19 protein-coding genes are annotated in these 18,646 nt (G+C 64.0%); 12 read left to right on the top strand and 7 right to left on the bottom strand.

Annotation, left to right across the window (positions count from 1 at the left end):
* Positions 1-55 precede the first annotated feature (55 nt).
* Genes AC1TPF_RS00695 through AC1TPF_RS00680 form a run of 4 tightly spaced genes read left to right on the top strand, consistent with a single transcriptional unit; the run spans position 56 to position 4,208 of the window.
* Entirely contained in the window at positions 56-1,483 is a 1,428-nt protein-coding gene (locus AC1TPF_RS00695; protein ID WP_482142191.1) for a class I adenylate-forming enzyme family protein, read from the top strand.
* Entirely contained in the window at positions 1,461-2,366 is a 906-nt protein-coding gene (locus tag AC1TPF_RS00690; RefSeq protein ID WP_482137084.1) for an acyl-CoA dehydrogenase family protein, read from the top strand. Before AC1TPF_RS00695 ends, AC1TPF_RS00690 begins: the two co-directional genes overlap by 23 nt.
* Positions 2,353-3,441: an acyl-CoA dehydrogenase family protein gene (locus tag AC1TPF_RS00685; protein WP_482137085.1), complete on the top strand. Its 1,089-nt coding sequence runs from the start codon at positions 2,353-2,355 to the stop codon at positions 3,439-3,441. The genes AC1TPF_RS00690 and AC1TPF_RS00685 overlap by 14 nt, the downstream gene beginning before the upstream one ends.
* 2 nt (positions 3,442-3,443) lie before the next feature.
* Complete coding sequence (locus tag AC1TPF_RS00680; RefSeq protein WP_482137335.1) at positions 3,444-4,208, top strand: enoyl-CoA hydratase/isomerase family protein; 765 nt, start codon at positions 3,444-3,446, stop codon at positions 4,206-4,208.
* 108 nt (positions 4,209-4,316) lie between these two features.
* Here the strand turns inward: AC1TPF_RS00680 and AC1TPF_RS00675 are convergent, their stop codons facing one another.
* Complete coding sequence (locus tag AC1TPF_RS00675) at positions 4,317-5,210, bottom strand: TIGR03619 family F420-dependent LLM class oxidoreductase (protein WP_482137086.1); 894 nt, start codon at positions 5,208-5,210, stop codon at positions 4,317-4,319.
* Between the two features lie 79 nt (positions 5,211-5,289).
* Here AC1TPF_RS00675 and AC1TPF_RS00670 point away from each other — a divergent pair, with 79 nt between their 5' ends.
* Positions 5,290-6,069: an enoyl-CoA hydratase/isomerase family protein gene (locus tag AC1TPF_RS00670; RefSeq protein ID WP_482142190.1), complete on the top strand. Its 780-nt coding sequence runs from the start codon at positions 5,290-5,292 to the stop codon at positions 6,067-6,069.
* Positions 6,070-6,159: 90 nt separating this feature from the next.
* Here the strand turns inward: AC1TPF_RS00670 and AC1TPF_RS00665 are convergent, their stop codons facing one another.
* Both AC1TPF_RS00665 and AC1TPF_RS00660 read right to left on the bottom strand, forming a co-directional pair.
* Positions 6,160-6,918 carry an SDR family NAD(P)-dependent oxidoreductase gene (locus AC1TPF_RS00665; RefSeq protein ID WP_482137088.1) on the bottom strand — a complete coding sequence of 253 codons (759 nt, stop codon included), beginning with the start codon at positions 6,916-6,918 and terminating at the stop codon, positions 6,160-6,162.
* Positions 6,915-7,679, bottom strand: coding sequence for an SDR family NAD(P)-dependent oxidoreductase (locus AC1TPF_RS00660; protein WP_482137089.1), 765 nt, complete (start codon positions 7,677-7,679; stop codon positions 6,915-6,917). Before AC1TPF_RS00660 ends, AC1TPF_RS00665 begins: the two co-directional genes overlap by 4 nt.
* 52 nt (positions 7,680-7,731) lie before the next feature.
* Between AC1TPF_RS00660 and AC1TPF_RS00655 the strand changes: the two genes are divergently transcribed.
* The 3 genes from AC1TPF_RS00655 to meaB are packed head-to-tail and all read left to right on the top strand — an operon-like array spanning position 7,732 to position 11,231.
* Positions 7,732-9,177 (top strand): class I adenylate-forming enzyme family protein, encoded by a 1,446-nt coding sequence (locus tag AC1TPF_RS00655; RefSeq protein ID WP_482137090.1) that lies wholly within the window; start codon positions 7,732-7,734, stop codon positions 9,175-9,177.
* On the top strand, positions 9,170-10,309 hold the full coding sequence (locus tag AC1TPF_RS00650) for a thiolase family protein (RefSeq protein WP_482142189.1): 1,140 nt from the start codon (positions 9,170-9,172) through the stop codon (positions 10,307-10,309). Before AC1TPF_RS00655 ends, AC1TPF_RS00650 begins: the two co-directional genes overlap by 8 nt.
* Before the next feature lie 28 nt (positions 10,310-10,337).
* Entirely contained in the window at positions 10,338-11,231 is an 894-nt protein-coding gene (gene meaB, locus AC1TPF_RS00645) for a methylmalonyl Co-A mutase-associated GTPase MeaB (RefSeq protein WP_482137092.1), read from the top strand.
* Here the strand turns inward: meaB and AC1TPF_RS00640 are convergent.
* The 3 genes from AC1TPF_RS00640 to AC1TPF_RS00630 are packed head-to-tail and all read right to left on the bottom strand — an operon-like array spanning position 11,207 to position 13,844.
* Positions 11,207-12,250, bottom strand: a complete 1,044-nt coding sequence (locus AC1TPF_RS00640) for an NAD(P)H-dependent amine dehydrogenase family protein (protein WP_482137093.1) — start codon at positions 12,248-12,250, stop codon at positions 11,207-11,209. The two genes, meaB and AC1TPF_RS00640, sit on opposite strands and share 25 nt — an antisense overlap.
* A 48-nt stretch (positions 12,251-12,298) precedes the next feature.
* Positions 12,299-13,141: an acyl-CoA thioesterase gene (locus AC1TPF_RS00635; protein ID WP_482137094.1), complete on the bottom strand. Its 843-nt coding sequence runs from the start codon at positions 13,139-13,141 to the stop codon at positions 12,299-12,301.
* Between the two features lie 43 nt (positions 13,142-13,184).
* Complete coding sequence (locus AC1TPF_RS00630; protein WP_482137095.1) at positions 13,185-13,844, bottom strand: TetR/AcrR family transcriptional regulator; 660 nt, start codon at positions 13,842-13,844, stop codon at positions 13,185-13,187.
* 202 nt (positions 13,845-14,046) lie between these two features.
* Here AC1TPF_RS00630 and AC1TPF_RS00625 point away from each other — a divergent pair, with 202 nt between their 5' ends.
* The 4 genes from AC1TPF_RS00625 (at position 14,047) to AC1TPF_RS00610 (ending at position 17,763) form a co-directional block, all read left to right on the top strand.
* Complete coding sequence (locus AC1TPF_RS00625; RefSeq protein WP_482137096.1) at positions 14,047-15,048, top strand: acyl-CoA dehydrogenase family protein; 1,002 nt, start codon at positions 14,047-14,049, stop codon at positions 15,046-15,048.
* Positions 15,032-16,207 carry an acyl-CoA dehydrogenase family protein gene (locus AC1TPF_RS00620; RefSeq protein WP_482137097.1) on the top strand — a complete coding sequence of 392 codons (1,176 nt, stop codon included), beginning with the start codon at positions 15,032-15,034 and terminating at the stop codon, positions 16,205-16,207. Before AC1TPF_RS00625 ends, AC1TPF_RS00620 begins: the two co-directional genes overlap by 17 nt.
* Positions 16,208-16,212: 5 nt before the next feature.
* A complete protein-coding gene (locus AC1TPF_RS00615) occupies positions 16,213-16,998 on the top strand; it encodes an enoyl-CoA hydratase (protein WP_482137098.1) in 786 nt (261 codons plus the stop codon).
* 249 nt (positions 16,999-17,247) lie between these two features.
* Positions 17,248-17,763: an MTB12 C-terminal domain-containing protein gene (locus tag AC1TPF_RS00610; RefSeq protein WP_482137099.1), complete on the top strand. Its 516-nt coding sequence runs from the start codon at positions 17,248-17,250 to the stop codon at positions 17,761-17,763.
* 69 nt (positions 17,764-17,832) lie between these two features.
* On the opposite strand, the gene AC1TPF_RS00605 is transcribed toward AC1TPF_RS00610, so the two are convergent.
* On the bottom strand, positions 17,833-18,645 hold the full coding sequence (locus AC1TPF_RS00605; RefSeq protein ID WP_482137100.1) for an acyl-CoA dehydrogenase family protein: 813 nt from the start codon (positions 18,643-18,645) through the stop codon (positions 17,833-17,835).
* Position 18,646: the final 1 nt, after the last annotated feature.

Below are 18,646 nucleotides of genomic sequence, written 5' to 3'. Positions count from 1 at the left end.
CAGTAGAAGGTGGATCGGTGGGTACCTGCCGATCGACGCCGGTTAGGACAAGGACATGAACGGGCCCGCCGCCCTGGCATTCGAGGGGCGCAGCTATACGTTGTCGCAGCTCGAAGCGCTGACGGCTGGTCTGGCCACCACGCTTTCCGAACGCGGGGTAGGCCGGGGGGAGCGTGTCGCCCTCATGTCGTCGAACCGCCCGGAGTTCGTGGTCGCGGTCCGCGCGATCTGGCAGGTCGGGGCCGCTGTGGTGCTGATCAGTCCTGCGTACAAGCGCGCGGAGGTCGAGCACGCGCTGGCGGTCACCGGTGCCGCGCATGCGGTCGGCGACAACGCGGTGCTGGCCGGCCTGATGTCGATGCTGCACCTCGACGAGCGGATCGAACCCATGGAGTCCGGCGTCGGCGAGGTCACGTGGCCGGACAAAGATCCGGACGCCGACGCGGTGCTGGTGTTCAGCTCGGGGACCACCGGCATGCCCAAGGCCGTCCGCCACACGCACCGGTCGTTCGGTGTGGCCGTCCGGCACTGGCGTGACGCATTGGAGCTGACCGCCGCTGACCGCCTGCAGATCCTCACCCCGCCGTCGCACATCCTGGGCATCCTCAACGTCATCACCGCACTCGACTCCGGTGCCTGGGTGCGGTTGCACCGTCGCTTCGACCTGGAGCTGATGCTGCGTCACATCGAATCCGATCGGATCACGATCGAGATGGCGGTCGCTCCGATCGCGCTGGCACTTGCCTCGGACCCGGATCTCGAGAAGTACGACCTGTCGTCGCTGCGCTACATCATGTGGGGCGCGACTCCGGTGACACCGGCCATCGCCGAGATCGTGACCAGCCGGACCGGGGTGCGGTGGGTACCGGCTTACGGAGCCAGCGAATTGCCGGTTATCACCTGCAACCCGATCGATGGTGCGCGCCTGGACAGCGTGGGACGCGCTGCTGCCGGCGTAACGCTCCGGGTGATGTCCACTGAGACCGGAGCGCTTCTCGGTCCCGGTGAGGCCGGGGAGATCCAGGCCCGATCGGAGTCGGTGATGTCCGGATACCTTCCGGAGGAAGCCAATTCGGATGCCTTCTGTGATGGCTGGTACCGGACCGGTGACATCGGAACCATCGACGCCGACGGGTGGCTCCGGCTGACCGATCGTTCGAAAGAGATGATCAAGGTCAAGGGTTTTCAGGTTGCACCCGCCGAGATCGAGGCGGTGTTGCACGGCCACCGGGCGGTCAAGGACTGTGCGGTGTTCGGCGTTCCCGACGCGGTCACCGGTGAGGCAATCGTCGCCGCGGTTGCCCTGGCGGATACCGCCGAACCTGTCGAGGCCGCAGAACTCGCCGAACTGGTCGGTGAGCGGCTGGCGAAGTACAAGCGACCCAGCGAGGTCATTTTTGTATCTGATATTCCGCGCCTGCCATCCGGCAAGGTGCTGCGCAGAGTGCTGAAGGAGCGCTATGGACGTTCGTCTGACGAGTGAGCAGCGGCAATTGCGCGATGCTGCTTCGAAATTGGCCGATGATCTGGGACCGTCCGCGGTCTCCGATCTCGACGACGAGAGCCGTATTGCACGGCTGGAGAAAGTGATCGACAGTACCGGGTGGCGTGATCTGCGTTCCGACGGAGCTTCGGCGGTGGAGGTCGCCATCGTCGCCGAGGAGTTCGGTCGCGGGCTGGTCGACGTTCCCTTCCTGGGACCGGTGCTCGCCGATGACGCCCTGCGTCACCTCAGCGAAGGGCCGCATCGGTTCACCGCTGTGGTCGGCGGTGAGGCGATCGACGCGCGCGGCTTCGATCGAGGCGTGGTGCTTGACGAGAACAAGGTCAACACAGTCGATCTCGGCCCAACTCGCGAGGGTGTCGATCTGACCAGGCTCCGTGCCGACGTCGCAGGCGAACCGGCCACGGTCGGTGAGCTGACATCGGAGCAGGCACAGCGGAACCTGGCCTTGGCGCTGGTCGCCACCACCGCAGACCTGGTCGGTTGCTCACGTGGGGCACACGCCACCGCGGTCGACTACGCCAAACTGCGCGAGCAATACGGCGCGACAATCGGTTCGTATCAGGCGGTTGGGCATCTGTTGGCCGAAGGTCTGGCGCTGATCGAGGGCTCGATCAGTGTGCTGCGGCACGCGGCCTGGGCCGTCGACGAACTGCCGACCGACGAAGCACTGCAGGCTGCGCGAATCGCAAAGCTCTACTGTGCGCGCACGGCCCGGACGGTCTGTGAGACCTCGATACAGGTGCATGGCGGCATCGGCAATACGTGGGAGTGCGTGGTGCACCTCTACCTTCGCCGGGCGCTGAGCGCCACCGAACTGTTCCCAGTAAGTCTGGAGGAGATCCAAATTGGACTTTCGTGACACCACCGAAGAAGCTGCGTTCCGCGAGCGGATGCGCGCGTGGCTGCAAGAGCGCAAGGGGACGTTCGCGACCTCGGGTGACGAATACTTTTCGCGTATGGGCGAATGGCACCGGGCGTTGTACGAGGCCGGATTCTTCGGGCTGAGCTGGCCGGAAGAGTATGGCGGACAGGGGCTGCCTGCGGTCTACGACGTCATCCTCGATGAGGAACTGGCGCGCGCGGCCTTCCCCGCCCGGCCGAGCCTGGGTTATCTGGTCTTCGGCCTCGGTCACCACGGCAGCGAAGAGATCCGAAAGCGCTTCGTGCCCGGCATGATCAACGGCACCGAACGCTGGTGCCAGGGGTTCTCGGAGCCCGGTGCCGGTTCGGACCTTGCCTCGCTCACCACCACGGCCACTCTCGACGGTGACGAGTACGTCCTCCACGGCCACAAGATCTGGACCAGCTACTCGGACAACGCCGACTGGTGTTTGCTGCTGGCCCGGACCGACAAGAATGTGCCACGGCACAAAGGCATCTCGGGTTTCATCGTGCCGATGAACCAGCCAGGTATCGAGCAGCGACCGCTGAAGATGATCAGTGGTGTCACCACCGAATTCGGGCAGGTGCTCTTCGACGGTGCCCGTGTTCCGGCGGAGAACATGGTCGGCGCGCCCGGAGACGGCTGGAAGCTGGCGATGACGGTGGTCGGGCACGAGCGCGAACCATCCACCCTGGGTTTCGCAGCGCGATACAGCAAGCTGGTCAACCAGATCGCCAAGAAGTCGGAGGGTAAGCCCTCTGCTGACTTGACCTGGGCCGCAATCGAAACCGAGATGTTGCGACTGCATGTGCGGCGCCGGCTCTCGGAACAGCTCGATGGCGTCCAGCACAGCTCGGAAGGTTCGCTCGACAAGCTGTTGATGACGTGGGTCGAACAGGCCGTGGGGCATGCCGCGCTGGATGTGGTCGGTACAACCGATCCCGAACTGCTCGGCGCGTACCTCTACAGCCGGGCGCAGAGCGTCATGGGCGGCACGTCGCAGATTCAGAAGAACATCATCGCATCGCGAATTCTAGGATTGGGAGTTTGACCATGTACGACATGCCCGACGAGATCGACGTCCAGGCCGACGGGTCTCTGCGCATCATCACGCTGAACCGCCCGGACGCGCTCAACGCAGTGAATCATGATCTGCACGTGGGTCTTGCGCGGTTGTGGCCGCAGCTGAGCGCCGATCGTGGTGCGCGCGCTGCGGTTTTGACCGGAGCAGGCAAGGCGTTCTCGGCCGGCGGCGATTTCGCGTACCTCGCGGAGTTGGCCAAGGACGACGAACTACGTGCGCAGACCATCGCCGACGGCCGTGAGATCGTGCTCGGAATGGCGCGTTGCCGGGTTCCGGTTGTCGCGGCGGTCAATGGTCCCGCAGTGGGACTGGGCTGCAGTCTTACCTCGCTCAGCGACATCGTCTACATCGGCGAGAACGCCTATATGGCTGATCCACACGTGCAGGTGGGATTGGTTGCCGCGGACGGTGGCCCGGTCACTTGGCCGTTGCACACCAGTCTGCTGCTGGCCAAGGAATACGCGCTCACCGGCGCCCGGATCACCGCAGAGCGTGCCCGCGAGATGGGATTGGCGAATCACGTTGTCGCCGATCCTCTCACCGAGGCCTTGGCCTGCGCGAAGCGGATCTCTGAGCAACCGCAACAGGCCGTGGAAGCCACCAAGCGACTACTCAACCTGCACCTCGAGCGGGCAGTGCTTGCGACCCTGGACTTCGCGATGAGCGCTGAGCATCAGTCGTTCACCACCGACGACTTCCAGGCGAACATCGCACGGCTGACCGCCAAGAAGTAGTAGGCGGGTCGCTGCAGTCCCATTCAAACGAGCCACTTGTACGAAGACGAGCCACAAAAATATGTGGCTCGTCTTCGTGTAGGTGGCTCGTTTGCGGGAGGGGCGCTATCAGGCGAGTTTGGAGATGTACTTCTCGGCGAACGCCTCCAGCGGAGCGCGGTACTGCTCGGCAGGTGCGCGGAGATCATCGTGGTCACCGGAATGCGTGCGTTCCCAATTGGCCCAGGGGTTCACCATGATTGCAGCGATACCGAGATCTTCGGCCTGTCGGTAGACATCCAGTGAGGGTTCTTCCCGCAGTCCGATGATGATCTCGAACGGCTCGTTCTCACGACCGTATTCGCGACGCAGACCGTTGATCCGGTCGATCCACGGCTTGGCCTCCTCCAACGTGTACGCGGTGCCCACCCACCCGTCGCAGTGCCGAGCGGCGCGGCGCAGGGCCGGGCCGGACTCGCCACCACACAGAATGGGAACGGGCTCCGGCGGATGAGGTTCGATCATCATTTCAGGGATGTCGTAGTACTCGCCCTTCCATGAGACCCAACCGCCCTTCCACAGCACTCGCAACGCCTCGATCATCTCGTTGAGTCGCGGCCCACGATTGTCGAAATCCTGTCCGAGAAGCTCGAATTCCTGACGATTCCAGCCGGCGGACAGTCCGATCGAGACGCGACCGCCTGCGATTGCGGCGGCGGTGCCGACGACCTTGGCCACATCGATGATGGGACGCGCAGGTGCGATGTACACGTTGTTACCGAAGTGGAGATTGGTGGTGACCGCCGCCATCGCGCCGGTGAGAACCCACGGATCGGGCCACTCTGTCTCCGGGTGCCAGAACGGTTTTCCGTCAGGGGTGGCCGGATAGGGGGTCGTGGGCTCTCGTGGATAGACCAGATGGTCGGAGACGAGCATGCCGTGATAGCCCGATTCGTCCATCATCTTTGCCACGGAGGGCATTTCGATTGTGTTCATGAATGCAGTGCCGCACCAGAATTTCATTCTGACAGGTTATGCGAGGATGATTCCCAATGTCGCACAATCCAATTCTCAATTGTGTTAAATCCGATAGTCTGCACACATGACTGATGATTTGGGAGCCGGCGGCCTGAAGTTCAAACGCGAAGGACCGATCGGGTGGTGCACGATCGATCGTCCCGCGGCGCGCAACGCGTTCACCCCCGCGATGTACTACGGATTGAAACGAGCTGTCCGTCTGGTGAATTCGGACCCCGACCTGGCCGCGCTGATCATCACCGGCACCGGTGACGTGTTCGCGCCGGGCGGTGATCTGGGAGGTCGGGCCGAACCGGGTGACAATCTTCCCGAAGGCATCGGCCATGATGTCCTGCCGTTCTTGACGATTCGGGATAGCCGGGCGCCGGTCATCTCGGCGGTCAACGGCATCTGTCAGGCCGGCGGGCTCTTGGTGGCCATGATGTCCGACATCGCCGTGGCGAGCGATCGGGCGACGTTCCGGGTGCCGGAACTGCTGCGCGGAATCCCCGATGCCACCTATGCCGCAGCACTTCCCGCGCATGTGGGTCTGGCGGCAGCGCGTGATCTTCTCTTGTCCGCCCGCAAGTTCGACGCGGCGGAGGCCTTGCGCCTCGGCGTGATCTCCCGGGTCGTGCCTCACGAGGACCTGCGGTCGGCGGCGTTGACCGCGGCGAGTGAGATCTTGCAGACCGCTCCCGAGGCGCGGGCTCAGGTCAAGCGCATGCTCAACGAGCGCTACGGTCTCATCGACTACCAGACGATGTTCGGGGCACTCGAAACCTCGCCCGAGCCCCGAGAAGGCATGCGCGCCTTCATGGAGAAGCGCCAACCGAGCTGGATTCCGTCCAACATTCCCGAATAGCAGCAGAATTCGCGCCGGCTACCGTCATCTGCACCCTTTGCAACAGGAGCGGATGACGGTAGCCGGCGCGAATTTGGTTGTGGCCGGGGGTCAGGACCGGGGGATCAGCGTTTCGGAACGCTGGATCGTCCCGGTGATCCCGGTCGAATCTTGCTGTGCGAGCAGCAGTGCTGCCTGACCCATGGTCTCCGGAGGTTCAATGGCCTCCGGTGGGATCTTCTGTCCGCCACCGGCTGCGGCCCACCCTTCGGTGAGTACCACCCGGGACGGGCTCAGGCAGTTGACCGCGATGTTGTCCGGCAACAGGTCGGATGCGAGTCCGAGATAGAGCCGCTCCACTGCCGCCTTCGAGACCCAGTACGCGTTCGAGCCACGATCGATCATGTCGACACCGGTGGTGGTGACGGCGATCAGTGACCCGCCGCCCCGCGCCCGCAGATGCGGGATGACGGCCTGGGTCATCAGGAAAACGCCCGTCAGATTGACGTCGAGGCACAACTGCCACCGTTTGAGTGGTGTCTTCTCGATCGGTCCGAGCCAGAGCACTCCCGCGTTGGCGATCAGGATGTCGATGCCGCCGAACTCGGCGACGGTCTGATCGACCGCTACGCCGATCGACTCCTCGGAGGTGACGTCACAGGGCACCGGGATCGCCCGGCCGCCGGACGACGTGATCCGCTGCGCCACCGATCCGATGGTGCCCGGGACACGGCCTTCTGTCTCAGATCGTGCCGCAACGGCCACGGAGGCGCCCGCGTCTGCGAGCGCCACCGCGATGGCCGCACCGATGCCCCGGCTCGCGCCGGCCACGAATGCGACCTTTCCGTCGAGCGGCTTGCTGTCAGTCACTTCGGCGGGAACCGCAGTGCACCGTCGAGGCGGATGACATCACCGTTGAGATAGTCGTTTTCGACGATGGCAGCAACAAGTGCGGCGTATTCGGTGGAACGACCCATGCGCTTGGGGTGCGGAACCTGCGGGCCCCAGTAAGCCTCCAGCTGGTCGGCGGCCTTGCCGTACGCGGGGGTGTTGATCGTGCCGGGGGCGATGGCCATCACCCGGATGCCGAGGGGCGAGAGGTCGCGAGCGGCGACCAGCGTCATGCCGATCACGCCACCCTTGGCCGCGGCGTAGGGGAGCTGGCCGATCTGGCCCTCGTAGCCGGCGATCGAGGCGGTGTTGATGATGACGCCACGGGTGCCCTCGTCAAGCGGCTCCTGCCGGGCGATCGCGGCCGCGGCGAGGCGGGTCACGTTGAAAGTCCAGGTCAGGTACGAGGCAATGGTCTTCGTGAAGGCCTCGAGCTCCATCGGGCTGCCGTCTTTGCCGACCAGCCGGCCGCCACCGGCCGGACCGCCATGGCAGTCCACGGAGACACGCAACGGGCCCAGGGATTCGGCTTCGGCGATGGCCGCGTTGACCGAGGCCTCATCGCTGGCGTCCGTGTGGACGTAGCGGATGCCCAGCTCGCTCTCGAGTGCTTTGCCCTTCTCGTCGGCCACATCGGCCACGACAACTTTCGCGCCTGCGGCATGCAGACGGCGGACGGTTGCCTCACCGAGTCCGCCGGTGCCTCCGACGACGATGGCGGAACTGCCACTGATTTCCATGGGGTTTCCCTTCTTGCAATTGACGATCTCAGTCTGAGAGAATCATGTTCTCATGAATATCACGATGATCTTGGAAATGGCAGCGTCGGCGGACGATCGGGCCGTCGTGACAGCCGGCGGTCGAACGAGTACCGCCGGGCAGATGTTGGACCTCGCACGCCGGGCGGCGACGGGATTCACCGAGTACCCGGCGGTTCTGTACTCCGGGATCAACCACTTGGCGTATCCGGTTGCCCTGTTCGGCGCCGCGATGGCCGGTGTCCCGTTCGTGCCGCTCAACTACCGGCTCGGAGAAGCGCAGTTGACTGCGCTCCACGAGCGACATCCCGGTGCGCTGGTGCTCGACCAGAATGATCTCGATTCCTGGATCGACTCCCTCGAAGGCAGCGTCCCCATGGACGACGCCGACCGGCCCGCTGCGCACTACGACGGAGATGCCGTCGCGGTGATCATCTACACCAGTGGCACCACTGCGGCACCCAAGGCCGCGATCCTGCGACACCGGCACCTGCTGGCCTACGTGCTCAACACGATCGAGTTCTCTTCTGCTGCGCCGGAGGACGCGACCGTTGTCGCCGTGCCGCCGTACCACATCGCGGGTCTGACCAATCTGCTGTCGAACCTCTACAGCGGACGGCGAATCGTCTACCTCGACGCCTTCGATCCGCGGGCGTGGATCGAGACGGTCCGGCGCGAGAAGGTCACCCACGCCATGGTCGTGCCGACAATGCTGGCGCGCATCGTGGACGCCACCACGGAAGCCGATGCCGGCCAACCGTTCCTGAAGAGTCTGGCCTACGGCGGCGCGCGTACTCCGCGGCCGGTCCTCGAGCGTGCGCTCGCGCTGTTCCCCGACACCAACTTCGTCAACGCCTACGGCTTGACCGAGACCGCCTCGTCGATCGCGGTTCTCGGGCCCGATGACCATCGGACCGCTTTCGCCTCCACCGACCCCGAGGTCAGGGATCGGCTCGGTTCCGTCGGTCAGCCGTTGCCTGGTATCGAGATCGCGATCCGCGACGAAGAGGGCAACCCGACGCCCGATGGCCAGACCGGACTGGTATTTGTTCGCGGCGAACAGATCTCGGGTGAGTACGGCGGCCGGAGTGTGCTGGATGACGAGGGCTGGTTCGCAACCCGAGATCTCGGTCATCTCGACTCGGGTGGCTATCTGTTCATCGAGGGACGTTCGGACGACACGATCATCCGCGGTGGTGAGAACATCGCACCCGCCGAGATCGAGGATGTCCTGCATGATCACCCCGGCATCAGCGAGGCCGCGGTCATCGGTGTGCCCGATCCCGAATGGGGACAACGCCTTGTCGCCGTTGTGGTCGGCACCGGTGACGCCGACGAAATCAAGCAGTTCGTCAGGGACCGGCTCCGCTCGTCCAAGACCCCGGACGTGATCGTGTTCCAGAACGAACTCCCACGTACCGAGACCGGAAAGCTATTGCGCCGCAACCTTGTGGCAGAACTGGAGAACAACAATGCCTGAAGCCGTCATCGTCTCGGCGTTACGCACCCCGATCGGCACCGCTGTCAAGGGAAGTCTGCGCGATACCGACGCCTACGTTCTGGCCGACCACGTGGTCAAAGCTGCGGCCAGCACCCTGGATCCGGAGCTGATCGACGATATCGTCCTCGCCGAGGGCCTTTACGGCGGCGGCGTCATCGCCCGCCACGCGGCGATCACCGCCGGTCTGACCGGGGTACCCGGACTTGCCGTCAACCGGCACTGCGCGGCCAGCCTGTCGGCTGTGACCACGGCTGCCGGAAGCATCAAGTCCGGCATGGACCAGCTGATCCTGGCCGGTGGCGTGAACTCCGCATCGACCTCGCCGAAGGCGCGTTTTCGCGTGGGAGAGGACTGGATCGACCCGTGGATGTCGCCGTCGCACCCCGACCGTCCGGACGCCCCGAACAAGGATATGTCGATCACCGTCGGCTGGAACGCGGCGCAGAAGGCCGGCGTCACCCGTGAAGAGATGGATGCCTGGGCATACCGTTCGCACATGAACGCCATCGCCGCCATCGACGAGGGCCGTTTCGACGACGAGATCGTGCCGATCGAGACGGTCCACGGACTCTTCTCGGTCGATGAGCACCCGCGTCGCGGTTCGACCATGGAAAAGCTTGCCTCCCTGAAGGTTCTGCATCCCGAGATCGAGGGATTCTCGATCACCGCGGGCAACTCCAGCGGCGGCAACGATGCGGCTGCGATCTTGACGGTCGCGAGCAGCGACCTCGGATTGCCTGCGCTGGCGACCGTACGTTCCTGGGCCTCGGTGGGTATCGACCCGGCATTCACCGGTCTGGCTCCGGTCGAGGCAATCCCCAAAGCGCTTGCGCGAGCGGGCCTGAAGATCGAAGACGTCGATCTGTTCGAGATCAACGAGGCATTCGCGGCGATGTGTGTCGCCACCATCAAGTTGCTCGATCTCAACCCGGATCTGGTCAACACCAGCGGTAGCGGTTGCTCGTTGGGTCACCCGGTCGCTGCCAGTGGTGCCCGCATGCTGACCACGATCATTCACGAACTCCGCCGTCGTGGCGGCGGTATCGGTGTGGCGGCGATGTGTGCCGGTGGCGGTATGGGTTCTGCTGTTGTGGTCGAGGTCCACGCGTGAGTTTGTGGACTGACAATCACTGCCTCGCATGACAATCGATGAACTGATCGCCGCGGCGCGGGCCGGATCGGAGCGGGCAACGGGCAAGTTGCTCACTCTGGTCGAGGGCCCGCGCCGCGATGAGGTGCTGGGAGTGATCGGGTCGGCAAGGCCGCGTGTTGTCGGCCTGACCGGCCCGCCCGGCGCCGGAAAGTCCACCACCGTCGCCGCCCTGGTCACCGCCTATCGCCGGCGTGGTCTGAAGGTCGCCGTACTTGCGGTCGACCCGTCGTCACCCTATTCCGGTGGTGCGTTGCTCGGTGACCGCATCCGGATGGCCGCGCACATCAATGACACCGGAGTCCTGATCCGTTCGATGGCCACCCGCGGCCATCTGGGTGGGCTGTCGGCGGCGGTTCCGGCGGCGATCAGGCTCCTGGGTGCGATCTCCTACGATCTGATCGTCGTCGAGACGGTTGGGGTCGGACAATCCGAGGTCGAGGTGGCAGCGATCGCCGACCCGACCGTCGTTGTCCTCAATCCCGGTGCCGGAGACGCTATTCAGGCTGCAAAGGCCGGTCTGCTGGAGGTCGCCGACATACTGGTGGTGAACAAGGCCGACCGAGACGGCGCCGATCAGACCGTCCGTGACCTGCGGGCCGAATCGGGTGTCCCGATCCTCAAACTCGTTGCTGTGCGCGGCGAGGGGATCGATGAGCTGGTCGAGGCGATCGATGCCCACCACCGCGACGACAACGCCGGCCGGAAGTCGGCACGGGCCCGGGTGCAGATCCTTTCACTGGCCCAGACACTGCTTCAGATGCATCCGGATCTGGGGCGTTTGGCCGACGCGGTGGCCGCGGGCCAGACCGACCCCTACGGCGCGGCAGAACAGTTGATCGCCGCGCCGGCGCAGGGTCAGCCCAGTCGCGCGATGATCTGAGGTAGATCGGCGGTGGTCCGTATCCCGGCGGATGCCGCGCAGATATAGGGGATCGCATTGACCGCGCGGTTGGCGGTATACCCGGGGGTCGTTGCGGCCATGTCTTCCAACGCGATCGGGAACTTGATGGTGATCTCGAGTGGTGCGTCGCCTTCGACGGTTACCCGCCAGCCGGTGTCGAGCAGATCCCAGTTCTGATCGAAGTCGGTGGTGCAGTACCAGTTGGCCCGGAACGTGATGAGCGCCTTGCCGTCGCGCATGCCGTTCGCGCTGATCCGCTGCGCTGCAACAGTTCCCTTGTTGATCGTGCCGGCCGCGATCTCGATGTCCTTGGTCGCAAGACCGATTTCGCCGGAGGCCTCTATCGAATCGAGGGTCAGGCCCAGCGCATCTGCAGTATGCCGCAGTGATGGCCCGAAGCTGGTCCGTGCGTGCTCGAGTCGGGCGTCATTGAACTCGCTGGGCGCCTGCCCAAACCCCATGATGCTGAACAACAGGTCCGGTGAGTTGCGTGAGGACAGTTCGGCATATTCATCGATGGTCAGCTTGTCGAGGCGTCGCTGGATGGAAGTCACCGTCAAGGGAAGGGCTTCGGTGATGAACCCGGGACTGCTACCGGTGCTGTGAATGGAGGCGTCGCCTGCGCGACATGCTTCCTCCACTGCGGCCCGCAGTTGCGAATCCATGGTCGCCGGATGGTGGAACTCGCCACGGGTGGTGACGATGTTGATACCTGCGGCAAGTAGCTTGCAGACCTCGTCGGCGTCGAGTGCGGCCGGCATGTACAACACGCAGTCCGGGGCAAGCGCGATCACGTCGGTGATGTCATTGGTCGCGGTGACCCCGATCGGGTCCAGGCCGGCGAGTTCGCCTGCATCTCGGCCGACCTTGTTCTCGCTGTGGACATGGACGCCGGCCAAGGACAATGCCGGGTGTTCGATGATCCCTCGTAGTGCTTTGGTGCCGATATTGCCGGTTGCCCACTGGACAACGCGGTTCGGTGCAGCATTGGTCGCCATGTATGTCCTCAGATCTGTTGTGCTTCTGCGTGTTTCGACCAAATGTGGTCAGGACTTGATGCGTACCATGGCTTCTTGTGCAAATGAGGCAACAAGCTGCCCGCTCTCGGTGAGGATGTCACCGCGGCCGAAGGTTCGGGCGTGCGCCACCAGTGGGCTGTGCTGACGCAGCAGCAGCCACTCGTCGGTACGGAACGGCCGGTGGAACCAGATGGTGTGTGAGGTGACCGCGGAATGGAATGCGGTGCCGTTGCCGATCTGGCTGTAGCCCTCCAGCGGGAGCAGGGCGGTACCGATCAGTGTCAGATCGGTGGCATACGCCGCCAGCGCGGGTGCGAGCGCGGGGTCCACTGTGGGTGTGCGCATCCAGAACTCGAACTCGGGAGCCGAGACCCCGGTGGAGTTCAGGTCGCCTGCGGTCCGGGTCTCCCACGGGATGAGGTTGAAGTCGATGTCGTGGTCGGCCGAGAGCAGGGGCGACGGTGCGCCGATTTCCTGGAGCTCCGGCCCGTCCTCGGACACGTGCATCGAGACCGCCGCCGACGCGATCACGCCGCGTGATTGGTGTGCGGTGATCAGGAGGCTGGCGAACGTACGTCCCTCTTGCTGACGCACCACGTCGTAGGTGACGGGCTCGTCCGCATGGCCTTCCTTGCTGAAGACGGAGTGGATCGATTTGATCGTCTTGCCTGGCGATGTCGCCAGAGCGGCCGAGATGAATTGACCGAGGAGCTGACCGCCGAAGAGACGGTGATATTCGAGATTCTGGTTCTGCCCTTCGAAGACCGCAGCGGTGTTTCCGGGGCCCTGCGCAGGGGTATCGGAATCGTTGGCGGGGGTCAGCGGGCGTAGTTCGAGACAGCTGAGAAGGTCACTCCACATATCGGCCATCTACCGATTGTAAGCAGAATTCTTCAACAGGAGAACAGCATTCTCACTTTTCGGAAGCTGAGAATCCCTTGGCGCAGAACTTCCAGACCTCGTCGGACGTGATCGGTTGCACCGTGGTGTCGTCGGTGGCACCACTCGATTGCGCGATGAACATGACGGTTTGCATCGTCATCGCGGCCGTTCGCTTGGGATGGGCGTCCGGACGCAACTCGCCGGCCTCGTGCGCGAGTTCCATCAACTCGGTGAACAGGGCGAGCAATGGTGCGTGCGCGATCTTGACCTCGGCGGGATGCGTCAGCAGCAGCTGGGGCGCGAAGTCGTTGAACAGTGGGCGTTTGGCGTTGGGGTCGGGGCGGCAGAGCTCGAAGAGCAGCTGAACAGCAACTTGTAGGCGTTCCAAGGGATCGGTCTGCCCGGCGGCGGCGGCCCGGATCTGATCGGCGGATCGGCCGAGTGCATCTTCGAACAGGGCGAGTAGGAGTTCGTGCTTGCCGTCGAACTGTAGGTAGAAGCTCCGCAGCGACTGACGTGATCGGTCGACAACTTCCTGGACCGTGAACTCCGTCGTGCCTTTCTCGGTGATGATCGCTTGTGCGGCGTCGAGAAACTTCTGGACGCGCTGCTCGGCGCGCAGCTTGGCGGTCTTGATCGAGCGTTCGACCGCGCGCTGCTTCCATGCCGGCTCTTCGCTGGGACTGGTCACGATCTGATCGCTCCTGGGCCTTTATCGGACGATGGTCCGCGGCGAAGTGTGGAGAACATGGCTGGCACTCTACCGGACCTGAGCCCGGAAAAGTCCGTTCGGGACGCAAGTCACCAACACTTCCGAGACCGATACTAACGGTATGTGAGAATGATATTCTCACTATGTCGTGGAAACACGACGGAGAAGGAGGCCTGTCGGCATGCTGTTGGAGTTCGACTCGGACCAACGTCTATGGCGCGACACCATCCGCGACGTGGTCGCGAAAGAGTGTTCACCCGCTTTCATTCGAAGTGTCGTCGACGGTGGGGTTGATCCCGCGCCGCTGTGGAAGCTCTACAACAAGCTCGGGTGGACGGAACTGACCGACCGCGCCGATGCTCTCGAACTGGCGATCGTCCTCGAGGAACTGGGCCGGGCGACCGACCCCACTCCATACCTGGCCACGATGACGCAGTTCGCTCCACTTGCGCCCGGCCACGAGCTCGACGGCGGAGCCGGAACAGCGGTCTTCGACGGCGTCAACGCTCGCCGTGACGGAGCCGGTTGGGTGCTCGACGGCACCGCCAAGCACATCCTCGACGGCGATCGCGCCGACCGGATCGCAGTGGCCACCCCGGCCGGAACGTTTGTTGTCCGGGGCGATCAGGTGGTTGCCACCCGTAGCGAGGTCTTCGATCCCGCGCTGCACATCGCCGAGGTCTCGTTCGCCGGAGTTCGGGTCCGGGGTGGTGATCGCGCCGATATCGATGTGTCCCTGGCGATGCCGGTGGCGCTGACCGGGCTCGCGCTGACGACAGTTGGTGCCTGCCAACGTGTTCTGGACATGGTGCTCGAGCATGTGAAATCCCGGCAGCAGTTCGGTGTCCCGATCGGTTCGTTCCAGGCCGTCAAACACAAGGCCGCGGACATGCATGTAGCCATCGAACGTGCGCGCGCTCTCGCCTATTTCGCCGCTCAGACCATCGCGGCCCGCGACGACAAGGCCGTTTCGGTGGCGGCATCGATGGCAAAGGCCTCGGCAGGCGAATGCCAGTCCCTGGTCTTCCGGCACGGCCTGCAGTTGTTCGGCGCAATGGGGTTCACGTGGGAGAACGACCTGCAGTTCGCGCTGAAACGGGCGAAGTCCGGCGAACTCTTACTCGGTGGTGCTGCGCAGCACCGTGCCCGCATCTTCGAGGAGCGACATGCAGTTGACATTTGATCCCGAACTGGAGGCTTTCCGGCAAGAGTTCGTAGCCTTCCTCGATGAGCATGTGCCGGCGGAGGCCGAGACCACCGAACGGTCACATTCGAGTGCGGACATGCCGCAGTGGGCTCGGCGCTGGCAGCGCGTGCAGTTCGAACACGGATGGCTGCTGCCCGGAAACCAGCCGGAGTTCGGCGGCCGGAACGCAACGATCCTGCAACAGTACGTCCATCTGCGCGAGCTGTCGCGCCGACGGATCTACCACAGCTTCAATCCTCAGGGCCTCGGCATCATCGCGGCGTCGATCCTGTCATTCGGTACCGACGAGCAGAAGAACCACTGGGCCGCAAGGATTCTGCGGGCCGAGATCACCGCTGCTCTCGGTATGAGTGAACCGGGCGCTGGTTCCGATCTGGCATCGCTGCGAACCCGCGCCGTACGCGATGGAGACCACTTCGTCGTCAACGGCCAGAAGATCTGGACGTCCGGCGCCCACCACGCCGACGTGCTCCTGACGTTCGTTCGGACCGATCCAGATGTGCCCAAGCACAAGGGGATCAGCGTTCTGCTGATACCGACCGACCTGCCCGGCGTCACGCGACGTCCGTTCGCCTCGGTCTGCCGTTCCGACGACACCGACTTCAACGAAGTCTTCTTCGATGACGTGCGGGTGCCTGCGGAGAACCTCATCGGTCCGCTCAATGGTGGTTGGGGTGTGGCATCCGGATCGTTGGGCCACGAGCGGAATCTGCTGTGGATGGGTTTCGCCGACCGCTTGCAAGATCTCATCGGCGACTTCGTACCCACCACCCCGCTGGACCGTGACCGCTACGCGACCCTGCTCATGGACGCCAAGGCCCTGAGCCTGCTCGGCTCGGCGGCGTTGGCCCGCACGGCGCGCGGTGAAGAGGATGTGGCCGCATTGTCGGTGCTGAAAGTGCTTGGATCCGAGGCGGTTCAGACGGCATCCGAGGTGGCGCTGAACGCGGCCGGGGTCGACGGTCTCATCCATCCCGCAGTCAGCTCACCCCATATGCCCTTGAACAATGACGATTTCAGCGGGAGCTGGTTCGACCGGTACGCGCGGAGCTTCGCAGGCACCATCGCAGGCGGTACATCTGAGGTGCAACGCAACATCATTGCCGAGCGTGTGCTCGGACTACCGAGGGGATGAGACCAATGACGTACATCGACTACGAGGTTGCCGACAAGATCGCGACCATCACGCTCAATCGTCCGGAGGCGGCGAACGCGCAGAACGCCGCTTTGCTCGACGAACTGGATGCGGCGTGGATGCGTGCGGCCAACGACCCCGAGGTCGTTGTCATCGTCCTGCGTGCCGAGGGCAAGCACTTCTCGGCCGGTCACGATCTCAAGGGTGGCGGTCCGATCCCGGACAAGATCACCCTGGAGTTGATCTATCAGAACGAAAGTCGCCGCTACCTGGAGTACTCACTACGGTGGCGCAACATCCCCAAGCCGTCGATCGCGGCGGTTCAGGGTCGTTGTATCTCCGGTGGTTTGCTGCTGTGCTGGCCGTGCGATCTGATCGTCGCCGCCGATGACGCGCAGTTCTCGGACCCGGTGGTGCTGATGGGTATCGGCGGGGTCGAATATCACGGTCACACATGGGAACTCGGCCCGCGTAAGGCCAAGGAGATCCTGTTCACCGGCCGTCCGGTCACCGCCGTGGAGGCGGAGCAGGTCGGCATGGTCAACAAGGTGGTGGCTCGTGCCGACCTCGATGACGAGACGATGAAACTGGCACGGCACATCGCGTCCATGCCGCCGTTCGGTCTGCGTCAGGCCAAGCGCGCGGTGAATCAGACGCTCGACGTGCAGGGCTTCTACGCGGCTATCCAGTCGGTGTTCGACATACATCAGACCGGGCACGGAAATGCGCTGAGTGTCAACGGATATCCGGTTCTGGCCCGCCTCGACGAAATGAAGGCGAAGATCACTTAAGAGCTTCACGATCATCGCAGGTGGGACCGGTCGAATCTCCTCGACAATACGGTTCTGTGGATTTCTTCGAATCCCTTCAGGGCCCTTCGAGAATGTCGTACGATCCATCCGAGAATGCAATTATCAGTCTCAGTCGTCGTAGCGGGTGAGTGGGCGCACATGCGAAATCGCAAGTGCCCATTGATCGGCCGGAGACTTCAGCTTTATTTCAGTGGCCGGAACCTCTGTCCACGAGAAAGGACTCACGCCATGCGTAATTCAATCGTCCGTAGGGCACTCACGGCGGGCGCTTGCGCTGCTGTTCTGGTCGGCCTCGTTGCCGGCTGTAGCGATGACAGCGACGACAGCTCGTCATCGTCCACCGCCGCGTCCTCGGCCGCCGCCACCTCGAGTGCCGCCGCAGCCACCGCCGACCCGGCAACCACCGAGGCGATCACCGTCGCGTACGAGACTTTCTTCAACGGAGCAGCTCCGATCGAAGAGCGAACCAAGTACGTCGAGAACGCCGCGGTCTTCGGACCGGTGCTGCAGGGCATGGTCGCAAACCCCCAGGCCGCGGGCACCACCGCCACCGTCCAGGAAGTCACCCTCGACAGCGAAGACAAGGCAACTGTCTTGTGGGATCTGAACATCGGCGGCGCACCCGTGCTCCCCGGCCAGAGCGGCGAGGCTGTGCTGGTCGACGGCACCTGGGTCGTTTCAGGCACCACCTTCTGCACGATCCTGGCCGTCCAGGGCTCCGGAGAAGCAATCCCGGGTTGCTGATCGGATAGCTGAAACAAGAAGGGCCGGTATCTCTTACGAGATACCGGCCCTTTTTTTGTGGTGTTGCTTCTACAGGTCGACGAGGCGGGGTGCGTGACCCTGCTTGCGAATGATGGCGCCGGCCTCACGGGTGAGTTCCCGTGCACTGCCGAAGAGACCGTCGAGGACCAGAGCACGTTTGATGTGGCGCTGCAGGTCGTGTTCTTCGGTGAATCCGATGCCGCCCAGGATTTGCTGGCAGTGTTTGCTCGCGGTCAGGGCTGCTTGTCCCGCAGCAGCTTTCGCCAAAATCGACCCCAGTTCGTCGGTATTCGATGGTCGAGCTCCGCTCCGCTGCGTCTCCGTGGCCACAGTCAGGGCCGCCTCGGCGCCCTCGATGGCGACGTAGGTTTCGGCGAGCTTGTGGCGGATCGACTGGAAGCCGGCAACAGGCTTTCCGAACTGGGTGCGACTGAGTGCGTGTTCGCGGGCCAGGGACAACATCGTCCGGCTGGTCCCGACCAGCCACCATCCGATCGCACGTTGGGCGGCGGCCAGCGTGGCGACGGGCAGCGGGGTCCCGCTGCACGATCCGACCACCTCCAGCGGCAACTCCGGATCGAGGGTGCTCGAGGTGGCAGTGCTCTTGCGATGCCAGACAACCCAGGAACCGCCCGCAAACGGCAGTGGGATGTATTCGCCGATTACGTCGTTGATCACCGACGCGTGCGCACCGGTCTCGCCGAGGAGCCGGAATACCATCGGCACAGCGACTTCCGGGATCTCGGCGAGCATCTCGTTCCAGCCGAGTGCGACCAGTGCCGCATCGAGCTCAGGGCCTGATGCGCCGGTCATCGCCTTGCGGAAAGTCTCTGTGAGCAAAAGGAGTTCGTCGTCGTCCATC

Source organism: Williamsia sp. Y853 (assembly GCF_056786495.1).
The sequence above is the reverse complement of the archived record's forward strand: the minus strand, read 5'-3'. Positions and strand labels throughout refer to the sequence as shown.

Bases quoted from the DNA above. Each gene is read 5' to 3' on its own strand.
- AC1TPF_RS00695 (WP_482142191.1), top strand. From the start codon at position 56: ATGAACGGGCCCGCCGCCCTGGCATTCGAGGGGCGCAGCTATACGTTG.
- AC1TPF_RS00690 (WP_482137084.1), top strand. From the start codon at position 1,461: ATGGACGTTCGTCTGACGAGTGAGCAGCGGCAATTGCGCGATGCTGCT.
- AC1TPF_RS00680 (WP_482137335.1), top strand. From the start codon at position 3,444: ATGTACGACATGCCCGACGAGATCGACGTCCAGGCCGACGGGTCTCTG.
- AC1TPF_RS00675 (WP_482137086.1), bottom strand. From the start codon at position 5,210: ATGAAATTCTGGTGCGGCACTGCATTCATGAACACAATCGAAATGCCC.
- AC1TPF_RS00670 (WP_482142190.1), top strand. From the start codon at position 5,290: ATGACTGATGATTTGGGAGCCGGCGGCCTGAAGTTCAAACGCGAAGGA.
- AC1TPF_RS00660 (WP_482137089.1), bottom strand. From the start codon at position 7,679: ATGGAAATCAGTGGCAGTTCCGCCATCGTCGTCGGAGGCACCGGCGGA.
- AC1TPF_RS00655 (WP_482137090.1), top strand. From the start codon at position 7,732: ATGAATATCACGATGATCTTGGAAATGGCAGCGTCGGCGGACGATCGG.
- AC1TPF_RS00650 (WP_482142189.1), top strand. From the start codon at position 9,170: ATGCCTGAAGCCGTCATCGTCTCGGCGTTACGCACCCCGATCGGCACC.
- meaB (WP_482137092.1), top strand. From the start codon at position 10,338: ATGACAATCGATGAACTGATCGCCGCGGCGCGGGCCGGATCGGAGCGG.
- AC1TPF_RS00640 (WP_482137093.1), bottom strand. From the start codon at position 12,250: ATGGCGACCAATGCTGCACCGAACCGCGTTGTCCAGTGGGCAACCGGC.
- AC1TPF_RS00635 (WP_482137094.1), bottom strand. From the start codon at position 13,141: ATGGCCGATATGTGGAGTGACCTTCTCAGCTGTCTCGAACTACGCCCG.
- AC1TPF_RS00625 (WP_482137096.1), top strand. From the start codon at position 14,047: ATGCTGTTGGAGTTCGACTCGGACCAACGTCTATGGCGCGACACCATC.
- AC1TPF_RS00620 (WP_482137097.1), top strand. From the start codon at position 15,032: ATGCAGTTGACATTTGATCCCGAACTGGAGGCTTTCCGGCAAGAGTTC.
- AC1TPF_RS00615 (WP_482137098.1), top strand. From the start codon at position 16,213: ATGACGTACATCGACTACGAGGTTGCCGACAAGATCGCGACCATCACG.
- AC1TPF_RS00610 (WP_482137099.1), top strand. From the start codon at position 17,248: ATGCGTAATTCAATCGTCCGTAGGGCACTCACGGCGGGCGCTTGCGCT.
- AC1TPF_RS00605 (WP_482137100.1), bottom strand. From the start codon at position 18,645: ATGGACGACGACGAACTCCTTTTGCTCACAGAGACTTTCCGCAAGGCG.